This is a genomic window from Streptomyces diversicolor (genome assembly GCF_057537855.1).
Genome location: NZ_BAAJXA010000018.1, coordinates 116,419 through 131,548 on the forward strand (window position 1 = coordinate 116,419; position 15,130 = coordinate 131,548).

Annotated in this window: 17 protein-coding genes; 10 read left to right on the forward strand and 7 right to left on the reverse strand. The window is 72.3% G+C overall.

The genetic code is table 11. From position 1 onward, the window contains the following. The first annotated feature begins 31 nt into the window (after window positions 1-31). Window positions 32-1,111, forward strand: coding sequence for an NAD(P)H-dependent amine dehydrogenase family protein (locus AC27LF_RS22500; protein WP_479662908.1), 1,080 nt, complete (start codon window positions 32-34; stop codon window positions 1,109-1,111). Between the two features lie 81 nt (window positions 1,112-1,192). On the opposite strand, the gene AC27LF_RS22505 is transcribed toward AC27LF_RS22500, so the two are convergent. Next, complete coding sequence (locus tag AC27LF_RS22505; RefSeq protein WP_479662909.1) at window positions 1,193-1,807, reverse strand: TetR/AcrR family transcriptional regulator; 615 nt, start codon at window positions 1,805-1,807, stop codon at window positions 1,193-1,195. Between the two features lie 141 nt (window positions 1,808-1,948). Between AC27LF_RS22505 and AC27LF_RS22510 the strand changes: the two genes are divergently transcribed. The 4 genes from AC27LF_RS22510 to AC27LF_RS22525 all read left to right on the forward strand — a co-directional run bounded on the left by AC27LF_RS22510 (window position 1,949) and on the right by AC27LF_RS22525 (window position 4,358). Then, window positions 1,949-2,197 (forward strand): hypothetical protein, encoded by a 249-nt coding sequence (locus AC27LF_RS22510; RefSeq protein WP_479662910.1) that lies wholly within the window; start codon window positions 1,949-1,951, stop codon window positions 2,195-2,197. Next, entirely contained in the window at window positions 2,194-2,898 is a 705-nt protein-coding gene (locus tag AC27LF_RS22515) for an SDR family NAD(P)-dependent oxidoreductase (protein WP_479662911.1), read from the forward strand. The genes AC27LF_RS22510 and AC27LF_RS22515 overlap by 4 nt, the downstream gene beginning before the upstream one ends. Next, entirely contained in the window at window positions 2,895-3,416 is a 522-nt protein-coding gene (locus AC27LF_RS22520; RefSeq protein ID WP_479662912.1) for a carboxymuconolactone decarboxylase family protein, read from the forward strand. The genes AC27LF_RS22515 and AC27LF_RS22520 overlap by 4 nt, the downstream gene beginning before the upstream one ends. Window positions 3,417-3,524: 108 nt before the next feature. Then, complete coding sequence (locus AC27LF_RS22525; RefSeq protein ID WP_479662913.1) at window positions 3,525-4,358, forward strand: TetR/AcrR family transcriptional regulator; 834 nt, start codon at window positions 3,525-3,527, stop codon at window positions 4,356-4,358. Between the two features lie 129 nt (window positions 4,359-4,487). On the opposite strand, the gene AC27LF_RS22530 is transcribed toward AC27LF_RS22525, so the two are convergent. The 6 genes from AC27LF_RS22530 to mftG all read right to left on the reverse strand — a co-directional run bounded on the left by AC27LF_RS22530 (window position 4,488) and on the right by mftG (window position 11,075). Then, window positions 4,488-5,261 (reverse strand): carboxymuconolactone decarboxylase family protein, encoded by a 774-nt coding sequence (locus tag AC27LF_RS22530; RefSeq protein WP_479662914.1) that lies wholly within the window; start codon window positions 5,259-5,261, stop codon window positions 4,488-4,490. A gap of 65 nt (window positions 5,262-5,326) precedes the next feature. Further along, window positions 5,327-6,808, reverse strand: a complete 1,482-nt coding sequence (locus tag AC27LF_RS22535) for an aldehyde dehydrogenase family protein (RefSeq protein ID WP_479662915.1) — start codon at window positions 6,806-6,808, stop codon at window positions 5,327-5,329. A 242-nt stretch (window positions 6,809-7,050) separates the two neighbouring features. Further along, a complete protein-coding gene (locus tag AC27LF_RS22540) occupies window positions 7,051-7,824 on the reverse strand; it encodes an SDR family oxidoreductase (protein WP_479662916.1) in 774 nt (257 codons plus the stop codon). Next, window positions 7,821-8,606, reverse strand: a complete 786-nt coding sequence (locus tag AC27LF_RS22545; RefSeq protein WP_479662917.1) for an SDR family oxidoreductase — start codon at window positions 8,604-8,606, stop codon at window positions 7,821-7,823. Before AC27LF_RS22545 ends, AC27LF_RS22540 begins: the two co-directional genes overlap by 4 nt. Window positions 8,607-8,722: 116 nt before the next feature. Then, the gene (locus AC27LF_RS22550) at window positions 8,723-9,388 is read right to left on the reverse strand and encodes a TetR/AcrR family transcriptional regulator (RefSeq protein WP_479662918.1); all 666 of its coding nucleotides are present in this window, start codon (window positions 9,386-9,388) and stop codon (window positions 8,723-8,725) included. Window positions 9,389-9,545: 157 nt separating this feature from the next. Then, complete coding sequence (mftG, locus tag AC27LF_RS22555; protein WP_479662919.1) at window positions 9,546-11,075, reverse strand: mycofactocin dehydrogenase MftG; 1,530 nt, start codon at window positions 11,073-11,075, stop codon at window positions 9,546-9,548. A gap of 87 nt (window positions 11,076-11,162) precedes the next feature. On the opposite strand from mftG, the gene mftA reads away from it, so the two are divergent. The 5 genes from mftA to mftD are packed head-to-tail and all read left to right on the forward strand — an operon-like array spanning window position 11,163 to window position 15,130. Then, window positions 11,163-11,300: a mycofactocin precursor MftA gene (gene mftA, locus AC27LF_RS22560; RefSeq protein WP_479662920.1), complete on the forward strand. Its 138-nt coding sequence runs from the start codon at window positions 11,163-11,165 to the stop codon at window positions 11,298-11,300. Next, on the forward strand, window positions 11,300-11,614 hold the full coding sequence (gene mftB, locus AC27LF_RS22565) for a mycofactocin biosynthesis chaperone MftB (RefSeq protein ID WP_479662921.1): 315 nt from the start codon (window positions 11,300-11,302) through the stop codon (window positions 11,612-11,614). Before mftA ends, mftB begins: the two co-directional genes overlap by 1 nt. Further along, window positions 11,607-12,689, forward strand: coding sequence for an XdhC family protein (locus AC27LF_RS22570; protein ID WP_479662922.1), 1,083 nt, complete (start codon window positions 11,607-11,609; stop codon window positions 12,687-12,689). The genes mftB and AC27LF_RS22570 overlap by 8 nt, the downstream gene beginning before the upstream one ends. 39 nt (window positions 12,690-12,728) lie before the next feature. Then, the gene (mftC, locus tag AC27LF_RS22575) at window positions 12,729-13,931 is read left to right on the forward strand and encodes a mycofactocin radical SAM maturase (protein WP_479662923.1); all 1,203 of its coding nucleotides are present in this window, start codon (window positions 12,729-12,731) and stop codon (window positions 13,929-13,931) included. Further along, window positions 13,928-15,130 carry a pre-mycofactocin synthase MftD gene (mftD, locus tag AC27LF_RS22580; RefSeq protein WP_479662924.1) on the forward strand — a complete coding sequence of 401 codons (1,203 nt, stop codon included), beginning with the start codon at window positions 13,928-13,930 and terminating at the stop codon, window positions 15,128-15,130. Before mftC ends, mftD begins: the two co-directional genes overlap by 4 nt.

Sequence of the window (15,130 nt, forward strand, 5' to 3'; positions counted from 1 at the left end):
GGTCCCGCAACCCGACGACAAGGTGGTGGACATGCAGTACCCCGGCTCCCTGCCCGGTTCTCATCGCACGGACCGCCCGAGGCTGCTTCGCGTCGTCCAATGGGCCACGGGCACCATCGGCACGCGATCGCTTCGCGCCGCTCTCGAACATCCGCACCTGGAACTGGCGGGTGTGTACGTCCACGCTCCGGACAAGGCCGGGCGCGATGCCGGCGAGCTGTGCGGGATGGGTGCCACGGGCGTCACCACCACCCACGACCGCGCCGAGATCCTGGGCCTCGGCGCCGACTGCGTGCTGTACATGCCGCGTTCCCATGACCACGACGAGGTGTGCGCTTTGCTCGCGTCCGGCGCGAATGTGGTCAGCACGTGCGGCGTGTTCCACCACCCGGCCGGCCTGGATCCCGCCGACCTGGAACGCGTCGAAGAGGCATGCGAGCAGGGCGGTACCTCGATCCACAGCACCGGCAGCAGCCCGGGGTTCATCACCGAGGCGGTGCCGCTCGTGCTGGCTTCCGTCCAGCGCCGGCTGGACACCTTGACCATCCACGAATACGCCGACCTGTCCCGGCGGGACTCACCCGGGCTGCTGTTCGACGTAATGGGCTTCGGCCGAGCCCCGACCGCCGAGTTCGACCAGCGCCGCCTCACGCACGCCCGGTCGAGTTTCGGCCCGTCCCTGCGTCTGGTCGCCGACGCCCTCGGCCTGCCCCTCGACGCCGTCGAGGCACACGGGCGACTGGCCACCGCCGCCCGCACGACCCGCATCGCCGCGGGGAGCCTGCGGGCCGGAACAGTGGCCGCGCAGCGGATGACGCTGTCCGGTGTACGCGACGGCCGTACGCTGTTGCAGTTCAACGCGACCTGGTACTGCACCACGGACCTCACCCCCGCCTGGGACGTCCGCCCCACCGGCTGGCACCTGACGGTCGACGGGGACGCACCGCTCGACATCGACATGCGCTTCCCCGTGCCCGTCGACCGGATGGGCACCGTCTCCCCCGGCTACACCGCCCACCGGGCCGTCAACGCCGTCCCCGCCGTCTGCGCGGCGGCCCCCGGCATCCGTACGACCCCGGAGCTGCCCCCGTTCACCGCGGCGCTCGCCTGATCGCCGGTGGCTGCTGGGCGACTGAGGCGGTGCGGCAGGGGTTCACCGCGGGGCAGCCCGGCGCGCCGGCTTCGCCCGCGGCTATTCCTTCACCGCGGGCGGCCTGTCCTCCGTGTCCGCGGGCAGCGGGGTGCCGGCGCGGTCCGAGCCGAGCAGCACGGACAATGCCTCCCGCACGATCGGCGGGTACCGTTCCGCCTCGTGGTCGACCAGCCACAGCTGGTGGACACCCTCCATCAGGGCGAGCACGGCGGCAGCGGCGGTCGGCGCGCTCAGTCCGCTCGGCAGCCGCTCCCCGTACCGCCCGGCCAGGTATGTGGTCAGGAGGTCCTGGAGGCTGCGGCAGCGCTCACGGACGTATCCGGCGGCCGGCTCCTGCCCGGCGACCGCCTCGGCCAGGACCACGCTGTGCACCCGCGCGAACGACGGGTGCTCCTGCTCGAAGGCGACCGCCTCGGCGAGGTCGGCGGCCCAGTCGCTGTCCGCCGGACGGTCGGACAGGTGCTCCCGGTTGAGCCGTTCCCGGAAGGCGAGGAGTTCCAGCAGCAGCCGCTTCTTGCTCGGGAAGTAATGCAGGACACCCTGCCGGGTCAGGCCGGCGCGCTCGGCGACCGCGTCGATCGAAGCGCCCTTGACACCACGTGCGGCGAAGACCTCCAGCGCCGCTTCCAGGATCTGCTCACGCCGCGCCGACATCACGTGTGGCCCCTTCCTCCACCGGACAGGTGCCCGCACACAGTAACTGCCGCATCACCGATGAGTACCCCCTCCTGCGCGGGGCTTCCTGCGCGGCAGAGGTGGAGAATATGATTCTCCACATAGGGAAGGGGAGTTTCCATGATCGAATCGAGGGCCTTGAGCCCGTCGCTCGGGGTGGAGTCCACCGGAGTGGCCGACCCCCTCGACGGCGCCTTCCGCCACCGCCGCGTCGAGGCACTGACATGGCGGGGCGTGCTCCACTGGCACTTCGGCGCCTCCCAGCGCCTGGTGCACCCGCATCCGGCACAGAGGGAGCCGACGGGCCGGCGCACCGTGCCCACCCGCGACCACCGTACGACCCTCGTCGGCGACGAGGCGTTCGCATGAGGACCGCCGTGGTGACGGGCGGGGCGTCCGGGATCGGCCGGGCGATCGCGCGCCGGCTCGCCGCGGACGGCATGCGGGTCGCCGTACTCGACCTGACCCCTGCCAAGGACGCTCTGACCCTCACGGCCGACGTCACCGACCGCGGCCAGGTCGACAAGGCGTTGGCCACGGTGCGCGAGCGCCTCGGCCCGATCCAGGTACTGGTCAACGCGGCGGGCAGGGACGGCTTCACCCGCTTCGCCGATCTGGACTTCCGGGACTGGCAACGGGTCCTCGACATCAATCTCAACGGGGTCTTCCACTGTGTGCAGTCGGCGCTGCCGGACATGACCGAGGCCCGCTGGGGCCGGATCGTGAACATCTCCTCGTCCAGCACGCACTCCGGCCAGCCGTTCATGGCGCACTACGTCGCCGCCAAGTCCGCGGTGAACGGCCTGACCAAGTCCCTCGCGCTGGAACTCGGCCCGAAGGGCATCACCGTCAACGCGATCCCACCCGGATTCGTGGACACGCCGATGCTGCGCACCGCCGAGCGCGACCACCGGCTCGGCGGCACCATCGAGGACCACATCGCGCGCACCCCGGTGCGCCGGGTGGGCCGGCCGGAGGACATCGCGGCGGCCTGCGCGTTCCTGGTCAGCGAGGAAGCCGGCTACGTCACCGGCCAGATCATCGGTGTGAACGGAGGACGCAACACATGACGCGACTGCCCCCGGTTCCCTACGACGAGTGGGACCCCGACGCCCTGCGCCCCCTCACGGGCGGGCGCACGGTCCCCCCGTCCAACGCCCTCGGTCTGCTGCTGAACCATCCGCGCCTGGCCAAGACGTTCCTGACCTTCAGTACCCAACTGGCATACCGCAGCACCCTGCCGGCGAAGACGCGCGAGCTGACGGTCCTCAGGACCGCCTGGCGGCACCGCTGCCGGTACGAGTGGGCCCATCACGTACTGACGGCACGTCAGGCAGGCGTGAGCGAAGAAGAGTTGGACCAGGTGCGCCGCGGCACGGGCACCCTGGTCAACCGGGCCGTGGACGAACTCACCGCCACGTCCGCTCTCTGCGACGAGACCTATGCCGAACTCGCGAAGGAACTCGACGAGCGGCAGTTGATGGACTTCGTGTTCACGGTCGGCACGTACACGCTGCTGGCCATGGCCTACAACACCTTCGCAGTGGAGCCCGATCCGGGCATGGACGACGGAGGGATGAGCCACTGAAAGAATAATGTTCTCGCGTAGAGAAACTCGGAGTCTTACTTCTCGTGGAGCGCGATGCGGTAGGGGGGCGCTGTTCGCTTTTCAGCTGCGTGCAGTACCGTTCTACTCATGAGCGAGGTCCCCGCAGAGCCCGTCGAGACCCCCGAGCCCGCCTGGCGGCAGCGCGCCGTCGAGCGTTCCACCCGGGCCGCGAAGCTGCGCGCCGAGCAGCGCGTGCAGCGCTTCCTGGACGCGGCACAGGAACTGATCGCCGACAAGGGCACCACCGACTTCACCGTGCAGGAGGTCGTGGAGCGCTCCCGCCAGTCACTGCGCAGCTTCTACCAGCACTTCGACGGCAAGCACGAACTGCTGCTCGCCCTCTTCGAGGACGCCCTGTCCAGGTCCGCCGGCGAGATCCGAAAGAAGGCCGCGGCGGGGCGGGATCCGCTGGACCGGCTGCGCGTCGCGGTCGACCTGCTCTACCACTCCTCGCAGCCCGGACCGGGCGGACAGTCCGCGCTGTTCACGGACTTCGCGATTCAGCTGCTGGTCAGCCACCCGGACCAGGTGGCGACCGCCCATCTGCCGCTGCTCGGCTTCTTCACCGAGCTGGTGGAACAGGCCGTCGCGGCGGGCCAGGCCGTCGCCGCCAAGCCGCGCCGCACCGCGTCCCTGATCATGCAGACGGCGATGTTCACACCCCAGGCCCCCTCGGCTCCGGTCGGGGGCCTGCCCTCCCCCATCACCGCGGAGGAGGTGTGGGAGTTCTGCCTGGGCGGCATCACCGGCCCGGCGGGCCCCCCGGTATCCGTACAAACCCCGGCCCGCAGGAGGGCGAAGGCCCCGGCGAGCACGGCGAAGAAGCCTGCGGCGAAGAGGGTGCCCGCCAAGAAGACGGCCTCCTCGCGGGGCACGGCGGCCGGGACCGCCCCGACCCGGGCCTCGCGCGGCAAGACCTGACAGTAAGGACGCGCGGGGGCAAGTGCTCCGCGCGACATGCCGTGATGCGCCGTCGGTCGTCCGCGGCACCGTCGTGGCCGGTCGCGCGGTCCCCCGCGCCTGCAGGGCGCCGCCGAACCACAGTGGATTTCACGGTCGGTTCGGCCTGGACGCCCAGGCCGCCTCGACCGCGTCGGCCAGCGCGTCCCCCTTCGCGAAGCCGTAGTACGCGGCGAACTGCAGCACGATCTCGTCCAGTTCCTCCTTGGTGAGGTCGCCCGAGTGCAGCGCGGCGGTGACATGTGTCCGCAGCGGGACGGGCGAGTCGTCGAGCGCCACACTGGCGACGGTGACGATCCGGCGTTCCCGGCGGCTCAGTCCGGGCCGCTGCCAGACGTGGCCGAAGACGAAGCCGAGGATGCCGGCGTGCCGGTACGGCGAGTCGGGCGGCGGCGCGGGCGTGAGGTTGACGTCGATGAACTCCCGCACGCCGCGCTTCATCCGCTCGTCCCACGCGCCGGGGCCGAGCGTGTCGCCGGCGAGGAGCGGCCATGGCGGGGGCTCCTCGCCGCGATCGCGGTGGACGCGGTCCCACTGCCGGGCGATGGCCCCCTCCAGGTGCGATGCCTTGGGCCAGCCGCAGTAGACCGCGAAGTGCAGCACGAACTCCAGCAGCGCTTCGAGTCCGATGTCGCCGCCGGCGAGTGCCGCGTGGACGTGGTCCTCGATGGGCCGCGGGGAGTCGGCGGCGGCCACACACGTCAGCGTGACCCACCGCCGGTCCCTGCGGCTCAGTCCGGGGCGCGACCACACCTCGCCGAACAGGAAGTCCCGCGAGGCCCGGCCGAACGGGGTGGTCGCCGCCGGTGGCTCGCCGCCGGCCATGACCTCGGTCATGGTCCGCTCCACGCGGCCGTCGTCCATGAGTGCCTCCTGATGCCGGTAGAAGAACGCGGGAGAACGTCGGCAGAGAGCCGGGAGTGAGCCGGTCACGCCCGGATGAAGACGTTCTTGGTCTGAAGGAACTCGTACAGGCCCTCTTTGCCGCCCTCGCGGCCGTAACCGCTGTTCTTGTAGCCCCCGAACGGGGCACCGGGCGGCTGGCCAGACGCGCCGTTGACGAGCACCGTGCCCGACTGCAGCAAAGGCACCATGCGCTGCACCCGCGACACGTCGCGGGTCTGCAGGACGGTGCCCAGGCCGTAGGGAGTGGAGTTGGCCAGTTCGACCGCTTCCTCCTCGCTGTCGAAGGGCATGACGGACAGCACCGGCCCGAACACCTCCTGCCGGCCCACCTCGCTGTGGGGGTCCACGTCGGCCAGGACCGTCGGTTCGATGAAGTAGCCGTCGCGGATCCGGGGCGCCAGCGCCGCCCGGTCGGGGACACGGCCGCCGACGACCACCCGGCTGTCCTCGGCCGCCCGCTCGATCACCCCGAGTATCCTCTCGTGGGCGGCCTTGCCGATCACGGGGCCGAGTGCCGTCCTCTGGTCGAACGGGTCCCCGACGCGCAGCGCTGCCGCGGCGTCGGCGGTGGAGCGGACCACCCGGTCGTACACCTCGCGGTGTACCAGCAGCCGGGTGGTGAGGTTGCAGCCCTGGCCGGAGAGGGTGTAGCAGGACCGGACCGTCTCGGTGACGGCGGCGTCCAGGTCGGCGTCGGGGAAGACGAGGGCGGCCGTCTTGCCGCCCAGTTCCAGCAGGACCGGCTTGAGGGTGTGACGCGCCGCGTCGAGGATCTTCTTCGCGGTCGGTATCCCGCCGGTGAAGGAGATCTTCGCGACGTCGGGGTGCCGGACCAGGTGGTCGCCGGCCTCCGGGCCGCCGGGCAGAACGTGCAGCACACCGGGAGGCAACCCGGCCTCCAGGGCGATCTCGGCGAACCGGGCCACCGTGAAGGGAGCCAGTTCCGGCGACTTGACCACGACACAGTTTCCCGCGGCGAGCGCGGGAGCCACCTTCATGCCGACCGACATGATCGGGCCGTTCCAGGTCAGGATGACACCGATGACCCCGTACGGTTCCGGGACGGTGTAGTCGAGCCCCGGGACCATCCGCGGGCTCGGCGGAATCGTGGCACCCTCGATCTTGTCGGTCCAGCCGGCGTAGTAGCCGAACCATCCGGCGCACAGGTGGGCCAGCGCCGCCGATGTGCTCAAGGGGGCCCCGAGTTCGAGGGTGTTCAGTCGGCCCAGCTCGGGCAGGCGCTCCCGCATCAGCTCCTCGACGCGCTGGAGGATGCGGCGGCGTTCGTCCGGGGACGTCGCCCGCCACGCGGGGAAGGCGGCCCTGGCCGCGGCGACGGCCACGTCGACCTCCTGTGGCCCGCTCAGCAGGACGGTGCCGTTCACGCGGGCGGTCGCGGGATCGATGTGGTCCGTCTCGCCGGCCGACGTGCGGTTGGGCCAGGTGCCGTCGAGGAGGGGGCCGGTGGTGCCGAGGTCGTGGGACACGGAGGTGGTGGAGGTCATGTCGGTTCCGCCTTGCTGTCGTCCGGGTGGGCGGTGTGCGGGAGCCGCGCTTCGTCCGTCATGGGCGCGCCCTGCGCGCTGGTGCCTGTGCGGTGCTCACGGCGCAGGCGACCGCTCCGGCGTCGCCGGGGTGTGCCCGATGCGCCGCCGGGCCTCCGGTGCGCCGTCGCGGCCGGTCGCACAGTTCCCCGCGCCCCTTCGGGGCGCTGCCGAACCGCAGCGGGCTTCGCCGGGGTGCGCCGTCACAGCCGGGTGACCCAGCCGCCGTCGACGCTGATCGTCTGGCCGTTGATCCATTCGCCGGCCGGAGAGGCCAGCAGGAGCAGCGTGCCGAGCAGGTCGTCCGCGGGCGCGGACTTCTTGCCCGGGATGGACGCCGTCAGGGCGGCCCGTGCGGGGTGGTCGGCGGGCAGGCTGCGCAGGCCCGGTTCGTTCTCGACCAGGCCGGGCGCGATGGCGTTGACGTTGATGCCCAGCGGGCCGAGTGAACGGGCGAGACCGACGGTGACGCTGACCAGGGCGAGTTTGCTGACCCCGTAGATGCCGCCTCCCATGAAGGCGCCGGCAGAGACCTGGTTGACGATCCGCCCGCCACCGCGCTCGACCATCGACGCCTTGACCGCCCCCGCGCACACGACGGCGCCCAGCACGTTCACCCGCATGACCCGGTCGAACCAGTCCATGGGCAGGTCCAGGATGTCCACCTGGGGGATCTCGGCCATGAGCGCGGCGTTGTTCACGAGGATGTCGATGCCGCCGAAGGCGGCGGTCGTCTTCGCGGCCAGGTCGGCCGCCGAGGCGCGGTCGGTGATGTCGACCCGCACGCCGAGGGCGCGCAGACCGTCGCGGGCCAGGTTCGTGGCGGCGTGCTCGGCGCCGTCGGCGTCGAGGTCCGCCAGCACCACGGCGGCGCCGGCCTCGGCCAGCGCGCGGCCGTAGACCTGGCCGATGGCTCCGGCGCCGCCGGTGACGATGGCGACCTTGCCGTCCAGGCGTAGCCGGTCGAGTGTGCTCATAGGGCGTCCTTGGTCAGACGGGACAGGTAGGCGTCGACGTCCTTTCCGTGCTCGCGCAGTTCGTCGGCGGCTTCCTGTGCGGTGAGGATGAGAAAGCGGTTCTGTGTGACGCCGTCGGCGACGAGTTCACCGACGGATGCCGCGTCGAGGACGGGGAAGCTCGGGCCGCGCGGCGGCGCCGGTTCCCCGTAGACGGTGATCTGTTCGACGATGTTGGTGGCGACGCCGGCCGGGCACAGGCACGAGACTCCGATGCCTCGGGGCCGCAGGTAGAGCGCGAGCGCCTCGGAGAGCCCGACGACCGCGTGCTTGGTCGCGGTGTACGGCAGCCGGTCGGATCCGTAGGGCAGCAGTCCCGCGGTGGAAGCGGTGTTGACCACGTGGCCCGAGCCCTGCTCCAGCAGTACGGGGAGGAAGACGAGGTTGCTGCGCACCACGCCCAGCAGGTTGACGTCGATGACGTGCTGCCAGGCGTGCAGGGGAACGGCCTCGACGGGCCCGACGGCCAGGATCCCGGCATTGTTCATCACCAGGTCGACGCGGCCGAAGCGGTCGAGGGCCAGTTCCCGGACCGCCTCCAGGTCACTGAGGCTGGTGACGTCGCACACCGCGGCGACGGCACCGGGCCCGAGTTCACCGGCGACGGTGTGCGCCCGCTCGCCGACGGCGTCGGTGACCACCACGCGCGCACCGCGCCGGGTGAGGGCATGGGCGGTGGCGCGGCCGATCCCGCTGCCGGCGCCGGTGACCACCGCCACGGCGTTGTGCAGTTCGATGCTCATCGGACGGTGGTTCCTCTGCTCGCGGAAGGACGGAATGAAGGAAGGAAGGAGAGAGGGAGGGACGGATGGGCGGGCGGCGCTCAGGTACTTGCTCAGGTGCTCATGTACTCACGTGCTCAGGGATGAAGCGGCAGGGCCAAAAGGCGCGGACCGGTCTCCGCGAGTGCCGAGGACGTCGCCGGGGACACCGGGGCCCGGAGGAAACCGGTCAGGCCGTCGAGCAGGTCCCCGACGTGCGCGGCGAAGGGCAGTACGTTCCCGTCACGGGCCCGGGTCCGTTCGCGTTCGGACGTGGCGTGCACGCTGAAGGCCAGGGCCTGGGCGATGCGGTGGCCGCGCAGCGGTTCGGGGATGTGTGTGAGCAGCGCACCGGCCCGCTCGATGAACTCGGCGGTGGGCCTGCTCAGTTCCTCGGTCAGGCGCTCGAAGACGTCCCGGCGGCCGTGCTGCTGGAGCATCGCGACGAAGCTCAGATAGTGGCTGCCCTCCTGTTCGCCCTGTTCCAGGACGGGCAGGACGTGGCACTCCACCCATGAGGCGAGGTCGTCCGGGCGCCGGCGGGCGACCAGCAGCCTGCGGCGTTCGTTCAGGCCCGGCAGCCGGAACTCGAAGATCTCCTGCACCAGACGGTCCTTCGTGCCGAAGTGGTACTGAACCGCCGTGTTGTTGCCGTTCCCGGCGGCCGCGCTGATCTGACGCAGCGACACACCGTCGAGGCCGTGCTCGGCGAACAGGCGCTCGGCGGCCAGGACGATCTGTTCCTTGACGGACGGTCGCACCACGACACCGGACCCCTTGAGAGAGTTATGTTTCGTGTTCGTGAGAATGCAATTTCCGTATGACGGGCATCGAATCACGCCCTGTCGGGGAAGTCAACTGCCTTAGCCCTCAGGCAGAAGAGGCATGGCACCTGCCCCATGCCGGCGGTCCGCGCCCGCCTCAGGCGCCGCGCCGCAGGGAGCCGGCGGCGAGTTCCCCGATGAGGACGGCGGTCGCGGCGGGGCCGCGGGACGGCGCGTCCGGCAGGATCGAGGTGTCGGCGACCCGCAGGCCGGCGACGCCGTGCACCCGCCCGTGGGCGTCGACCGCTCCCGAGGGACCCATCGGGACGGTGCCACAGGTGTGCTGGGCGGTGCCCAGGCGTGCCCGGATCCAGCCGTCCAGAGCGCGGTCGTCATCGAGGACGCCGGCTCGCGGATCGGACAGTCCCGCGCTGACCTCGCCGAACGCCCTCGTGCCGACCACGTCGGCCGCGGCCCGCACGGCCTCGCGCAGACCGTCCAGGTCGGCCGGGGTCCCGAGGTAGCCGTGGTCGACGCACGGCGGGACGTCCGGGTCGGCGGACACGGTCCGCAGCCCGCCGCGCGTTCGGGGCGTCTGCACGGACACCAGGAACACCTGGGGCGCCCGCCCGGCCGTGGTGGTCCCACCGGTCAGGGCGGCCATGGGCAGCAGCGACTGAAGGATCTCCAGGTCCCCCGCGCCCGGCTCTGCTACGGAGGACGTCAGATGCAGCGCGCCGCCGAGCCAGGCGCCCACGGGGTCGGCCAGGGGGTGCCGTGGGCGCCACGCCAGGGCCACCTGGGGGTGATCGCTGAGCGCGGCGCCCACGGCGGGCAGGTCCGCCGTGACCGGGATGCCGAGACGCGCGAGCCGGGCTCCGGGGCCCACCCCGGACAGATGCAGCAGGTGCGCCGTGGCGAGGGCCCCGGCGCACAGCACCGTCTCACCGGCCGCGACGACGGTGCGGCGCCCGTCGGTCTCGACGACCACACCGGTCGCGCGTCCCCGGGTGATGACGACCGAGCGGACCGTACTGCCGCCGCGCACGGTGAGGTTCGGCCGGTCGAGGACACCCAGCACAAAGGCCAGGCCCGTGTTGACGCGCAGGCCGCCGAGCGTGTTCGTCGGCACCGGGCCGATGCCGGGAGCATCCTGCGCGTTCTTGTCGGGTTCCGGGGGATGTCCCAACTCGCCGGCGGCCGCGGCGAAGGCCGCCGCCGCCGGGTGGGCCAGGGAGGTCCGCAGGACCGGGACGGGTCCGGTGGCGCCGTGCCCGGGGTCGTGCGGGTGGTCGAGGTCGGTCTCCAGTGCCCGCAGCGACGGCAGCACCCGCTCGTACGACCAGCGCGGATCGCCGCACACCCGGGACCACCGCTCGAAGTCCGCCCGCCGCGCCCGGACGAAGTAACCGCCGTTGACGGTCGTGGAGCCGCCGAGCACGCGGCCCCTGGGCGCGGCGTACCGGCGGTCGGAGGTGAGACGTACCGGAAACGGGCGCACGTAGGGGTGGCCGGGCTGCGCGCCCGGGACCAGCCGGGCGTCCAGCGCTTCCTGCCCGAACCCGTGCCGGGGCACCGGTCCGGCTTCGAGCAGCAACACGTCGCAGCCCGGGTCCTCGCTGAGCCGTGCCGCCAGCACGGCGCCGCCGGCACCCGCGCCCACCACCACAACGTCTGGGTTCCGCACAGTCCCGGGGTTCCCTTCCGCGCTTGACGGAAATATGATTCTCGGTATTCGAGAACTATCCTATCTAGCTGACGCGCAGGAGCTTCCATGGGAGAGACGAACGCGGTGGACGCGGCCAGGACCGAGCGCGCGGACACCCCGGAAGACCACGCCCCCGACGCGGACGTCCTCGCCGACTCGCTGATCGAGGACGTCTCCATCGACGGCATGTGCGGCGTCTACTGATGCCCGGCTTCGACCCCGACCGCGCGTGGGCGCTGCACCCCCGGGTCTCGCTGCGCCCGGAGCCGTTCGGCGCGCTGCTCTACCACTTCGGGACACGGCGGCTGACGTTCCTCAAGGACCCCCGGCTCGTCGAGGTGGTCCGCCGTCTGCCCGACGCGCCCTCGGCACGGTCCGCATGCGCGTCCTGCGGCGTCCCGGACGATGAACTGCCCGTATTCCAGGCGGCCTTGGCCTCGCTGGCCGCAACCGGCATGCTCGTCGACCGAACGTTTGGCGCACCGGCGTCCCCCCGGCCGGAGCGGGTGCATGCGTGAGATCGCCGCGGGGCTCTCGGCCTGGGACCGGGCCGGGCTGCGCTATGCCGTCGCCACCGTGATCGCGGTGACCGGCAGCGCGCCCCGCGGGCCGGGGGCGGCCATGGCCGTCGCCGAGAACGGTGAGGCACTGGGCAGTGTGTCCGGAGGGTGCGTCGAGGGCGCGGTGTACGAGCGGTGCCGCGAGGTCATCCACAGCGGTGTCGCGGTACGCGAGAGCTTCGGCTACTCCGACGGCACCGCCCTGGAGGCCGGGCTGACCTGTGGCGGGACGATCGAGGTGTTCGTGCAGCCGCAGCCCGGGCCCCAGGTGGTGCGGGCGGTGGCCGGTTCCCGGCCGGTGGCCGTGGCCCATCTCCTCCACAGCCGGGGCACCACCGTGGCGGTGGGCCCGGATGTCCACCACGGCAGTCTGGGCTCGGCGGAGGTCGACGCCGCGGTCGTCGCCGAGGCGAGGGCCATGCTGGACGTCGGGGCCCACGGGATCCGCGCGGTCCGCTGCCGCCCGGACACGGAGGTCTTCATCGCCTCGTACACCACCCGGCCGCGCATGCTGGTCTTCGGCGCGACCGACCATGCCGGGGCCGTGGTGTCCGTCGGGAGATTCCTCGGCTACCGCGTGACGGTCTGCGACGCCCGCCCGGTGTTCGCCACACCCGCGCGCTTCCCGGACGCCGACGAGGTGGTGGCCGACTGGCCGCACCGCTACCTGGCGTCCACCCCGACGGACACGCGCACGCTGGTCGTGGTGCTCACCCACGACTCCCGGTTCGACGTGCCGCTGCTGGCGGTGGCCCTGCGCCTGCCCGTCGGCTACGTGGGCGCCATGGGCTCACGCAGGACGCACGACGAGAGGCTGGCCCGGCTGCGTGAGGCCGGGCTCACCGACCGGGAACTGGCCCGCCTGCGCTCCCCCATCGGGCTCGACCTCGGTGCGCGCACTCCGCAGGAGACCGCGGTGGCGATCGCCGCCGAGACGGTCGCCCTCCGGCACGGCGGCAGCGCGCTGCCCCTGCGGAGCACCTGCGGGCCCCTCCATCACGACCACCCGGGCGACACCGCCGTCCGCGCCTGAACGTGCCAGAGACCCCACGACCCGAAGGACCCGGTGCCCATGACCGCCCCCGCGAAGCCACGGCGCCTGACCGAGCTGTTCGAGTCAGGTCTCGCCGCGCCGATCTGCCTGACCTGGGAACTGACCTATGCCTGCAACCTGTCCTGCGCCCACTGCCTGTCCGCTTCGGGCCGGCGCGATCCGCGGGAGCTGACCACGGCCGAGGCCCGGGCCGTCATCGACGAGTTGCGGGCCATGCGGGTCTTCTACGTCAACATCGGGGGCGGCGAGCCGACCGTGCGCCCCGACTTCTGGGACCTGCTCGACCACGCCACCGCCCACCAGGTCGGCGTCAAGTTCTCCACCAACGGGGTGCGGATCACCTCCGAGGCCGCCCGGCGGCTGGCCGCCAACGACTACGTGGACGTCCAGGTCTCGCTCGACGGGGCGACCGCGGAGGTCAACGACGCACTGCGCGGGCCGGGTTCGTACGCCACCGCCGTGCGGGCCCTGCGCAACCTCGCCGAGGCCGGCCTGCGGGGCGTCAAGCTGTCGGTGGTGTGCACCCGCCACAACATCCCCCAGATCGAGGAGTTCAAGCGGCTCGCCGACCGCTATGGCGCGCAGCTGAGACTGACCCGGCTACGGCCGTCGGGACGCGGCGCCGACGTCTGGGACGAGCTGCACCCCACCCCCGAACAGCAACGGGAGCTGTACGAGTGGCTGCTCGCCCACGGCGACGACGTGCTGACCGGGGACTCCTTCTTCCATCTGTCCGCGTACGGACGCTCCCTGCCCGGGCTGAACCTGTGCGGGGCCGGGCGCGTGGTGTGCCTGATCGATCCGGTCGGTGACGTGTACGCCTGCCCGTTCGCGATCCACGAGGATTTCCTCGCGGGAAACGTCCGCGATCCGGGCGGCTTCACCGGCGTCTGGCGTACCTCGCCCCTCTTCCGGCGCCTGCGGGCGCCGCAGACGGGCGGGGCCTGCGCGTCGTGCGCCTTCTACGACACCTGCAAGGGCGGCTGCATGGCCGCCAAGTTCTTCACCGGTCTGCCGCTGGACGGACCGGACCCCGAATGCGTGCGCGGTTTCGGGGAGAAGCTCCTGGCGCGACGTCCCGCCGACCGCGCACACCTGCCACGCCCGGGCGCCGATCACTCCCGGCCGGTCCTCGTCCCCCTGTCCCGCCGGCCGCCCGTATCCGCCTGCGACGAGAACCCCCTGTCCGGGTCGCGTCCGCCAAGGAGGCACACGCGATGAGTCCCATCCGCAGGAATCCCTGGTTCGAAACGGTCGCCGAGGCGCAGCGCCGGGCACGCAGGCGCCTGCCCGCCAGTGTCTACGGCGCGCTGCTGGCCGGGTCCGAACGCGGCCGGACGGCCGGCGACAACACCGCCGCCTTCGCCGACCTCGGCTTCGCGCCGCGGGTGGCCGGACATCACGGCCACCGTGCGCTGGCCACGACGGTGATGGGAGTGGAGAGCTCCTTCCCCGTGGTCGTCTCCCCCACCGGCGTCCAGGCGGTCGATCCGGACGGCGAGGTCGCCGTCGCCCGGGCGGCGGCGGACCGGGGTGTGATCATGGGGCTGAGTTCGTTCGCGAGCAAGCCGGTGGAGGAGGTCTGCGCGGCCCATCCGAACGTGTTCTTCCAGGTCTACTGGAGCGGCGAGCGCCAGGTGATGGTGCAACGGATGGACCGGGCGCGCCGGGCCGGGGCGAAGGCGCTCATCGCGACCCTGGACTGGTCGTTCTCGCAGGGCCGCGACTGGGGCAGTCCGCAGATCCCGGAGCGGATCGACATGCGGACGGCGCTGCGGATGGCGCCCCAGGTCCTCGCCCGGCCCGCCTGGTCGTGGCGGTTCGCGCGCTCCGGCGGCGTACCGGAGCTGACCGTGCCGAACCTGGCGGCGCCGGGACAGTCCGCGCCGACGTTCTTCGGGGCGTACGGCGAGTGGATGGGAACCCCGCCACCGACGTGGGACGACGTCAAGTGGCTGCGGGACGAGTGGGACGGGCCGTTCCTGCTGAAGGGAGTGTGCCGGGTCGACGACGCGCGGCGGGCGGTCGACGCGGGGGTGGACGCGATCTCCGTGTCCAATCACGGGGGCAACAACCTGGACACCACACCCGCGACCATCCGGCTGCTGCCCGCGATCGCCGAGGCGGTCGGGGACGAGATCGAGGTGCTGCTCGACGGCGGGGTGCGGCGCGGCGGCGATGTCGCCAAGGCGCTCGCCCTCGGCGCGCGGGCCGTGCTCATCGGCCGCGCCTGTCTGTGGGGGCTGGCCGCGAACGGCCAGGCCGGTGTGGAGAACGTCCTCGACATCCTGCGCGGCGGCCTGGACTCCGCGGTCCTCGGACTCGGCCGCTCCTCGGTCCACGAACTGTGCCCGGAGGACCTGCACCTGCCGCCCGGATTCACCGTGAGACTCGGCGGCGGCCCCGCCGCGGGGCGCTGA

Bases quoted from the DNA above. Each gene is read 5' to 3' on its own strand.
- AC27LF_RS22500 (WP_479662908.1), top strand. From the start codon at position 32: ATGCAGTACCCCGGCTCCCTGCCCGGTTCTCATCGCACGGACCGCCCG.
- AC27LF_RS22505 (WP_479662909.1), bottom strand. From the start codon at position 1,807: ATGTCGGCGCGGCGTGAGCAGATCCTGGAAGCGGCGCTGGAGGTCTTC.
- AC27LF_RS22510 (WP_479662910.1), top strand. From the start codon at position 1,949: ATGATCGAATCGAGGGCCTTGAGCCCGTCGCTCGGGGTGGAGTCCACC.
- AC27LF_RS22515 (WP_479662911.1), top strand. From the start codon at position 2,194: ATGAGGACCGCCGTGGTGACGGGCGGGGCGTCCGGGATCGGCCGGGCG.
- AC27LF_RS22520 (WP_479662912.1), top strand. From the start codon at position 2,895: ATGACGCGACTGCCCCCGGTTCCCTACGACGAGTGGGACCCCGACGCC.
- AC27LF_RS22525 (WP_479662913.1), top strand. From the start codon at position 3,525: ATGAGCGAGGTCCCCGCAGAGCCCGTCGAGACCCCCGAGCCCGCCTGG.
- AC27LF_RS22530 (WP_479662914.1), bottom strand. From the start codon at position 5,261: ATGGACGACGGCCGCGTGGAGCGGACCATGACCGAGGTCATGGCCGGC.
- AC27LF_RS22535 (WP_479662915.1), bottom strand. From the start codon at position 6,808: ATGACCTCCACCACCTCCGTGTCCCACGACCTCGGCACCACCGGCCCC.
- AC27LF_RS22540 (WP_479662916.1), bottom strand. From the start codon at position 7,824: ATGAGCACACTCGACCGGCTACGCCTGGACGGCAAGGTCGCCATCGTC.
- AC27LF_RS22545 (WP_479662917.1), bottom strand. From the start codon at position 8,606: ATGAGCATCGAACTGCACAACGCCGTGGCGGTGGTCACCGGCGCCGGC.
- mftA (WP_479662920.1), top strand. From the start codon at position 11,163: ATGGGAGAGACGAACGCGGTGGACGCGGCCAGGACCGAGCGCGCGGAC.
- mftB (WP_479662921.1), top strand. From the start codon at position 11,300: ATGCCCGGCTTCGACCCCGACCGCGCGTGGGCGCTGCACCCCCGGGTC.
- AC27LF_RS22570 (WP_479662922.1), top strand. From the start codon at position 11,607: ATGCGTGAGATCGCCGCGGGGCTCTCGGCCTGGGACCGGGCCGGGCTG.
- mftC (WP_479662923.1), top strand. From the start codon at position 12,729: ATGACCGCCCCCGCGAAGCCACGGCGCCTGACCGAGCTGTTCGAGTCA.
- mftD (WP_479662924.1), top strand. From the start codon at position 13,928: ATGAGTCCCATCCGCAGGAATCCCTGGTTCGAAACGGTCGCCGAGGCG.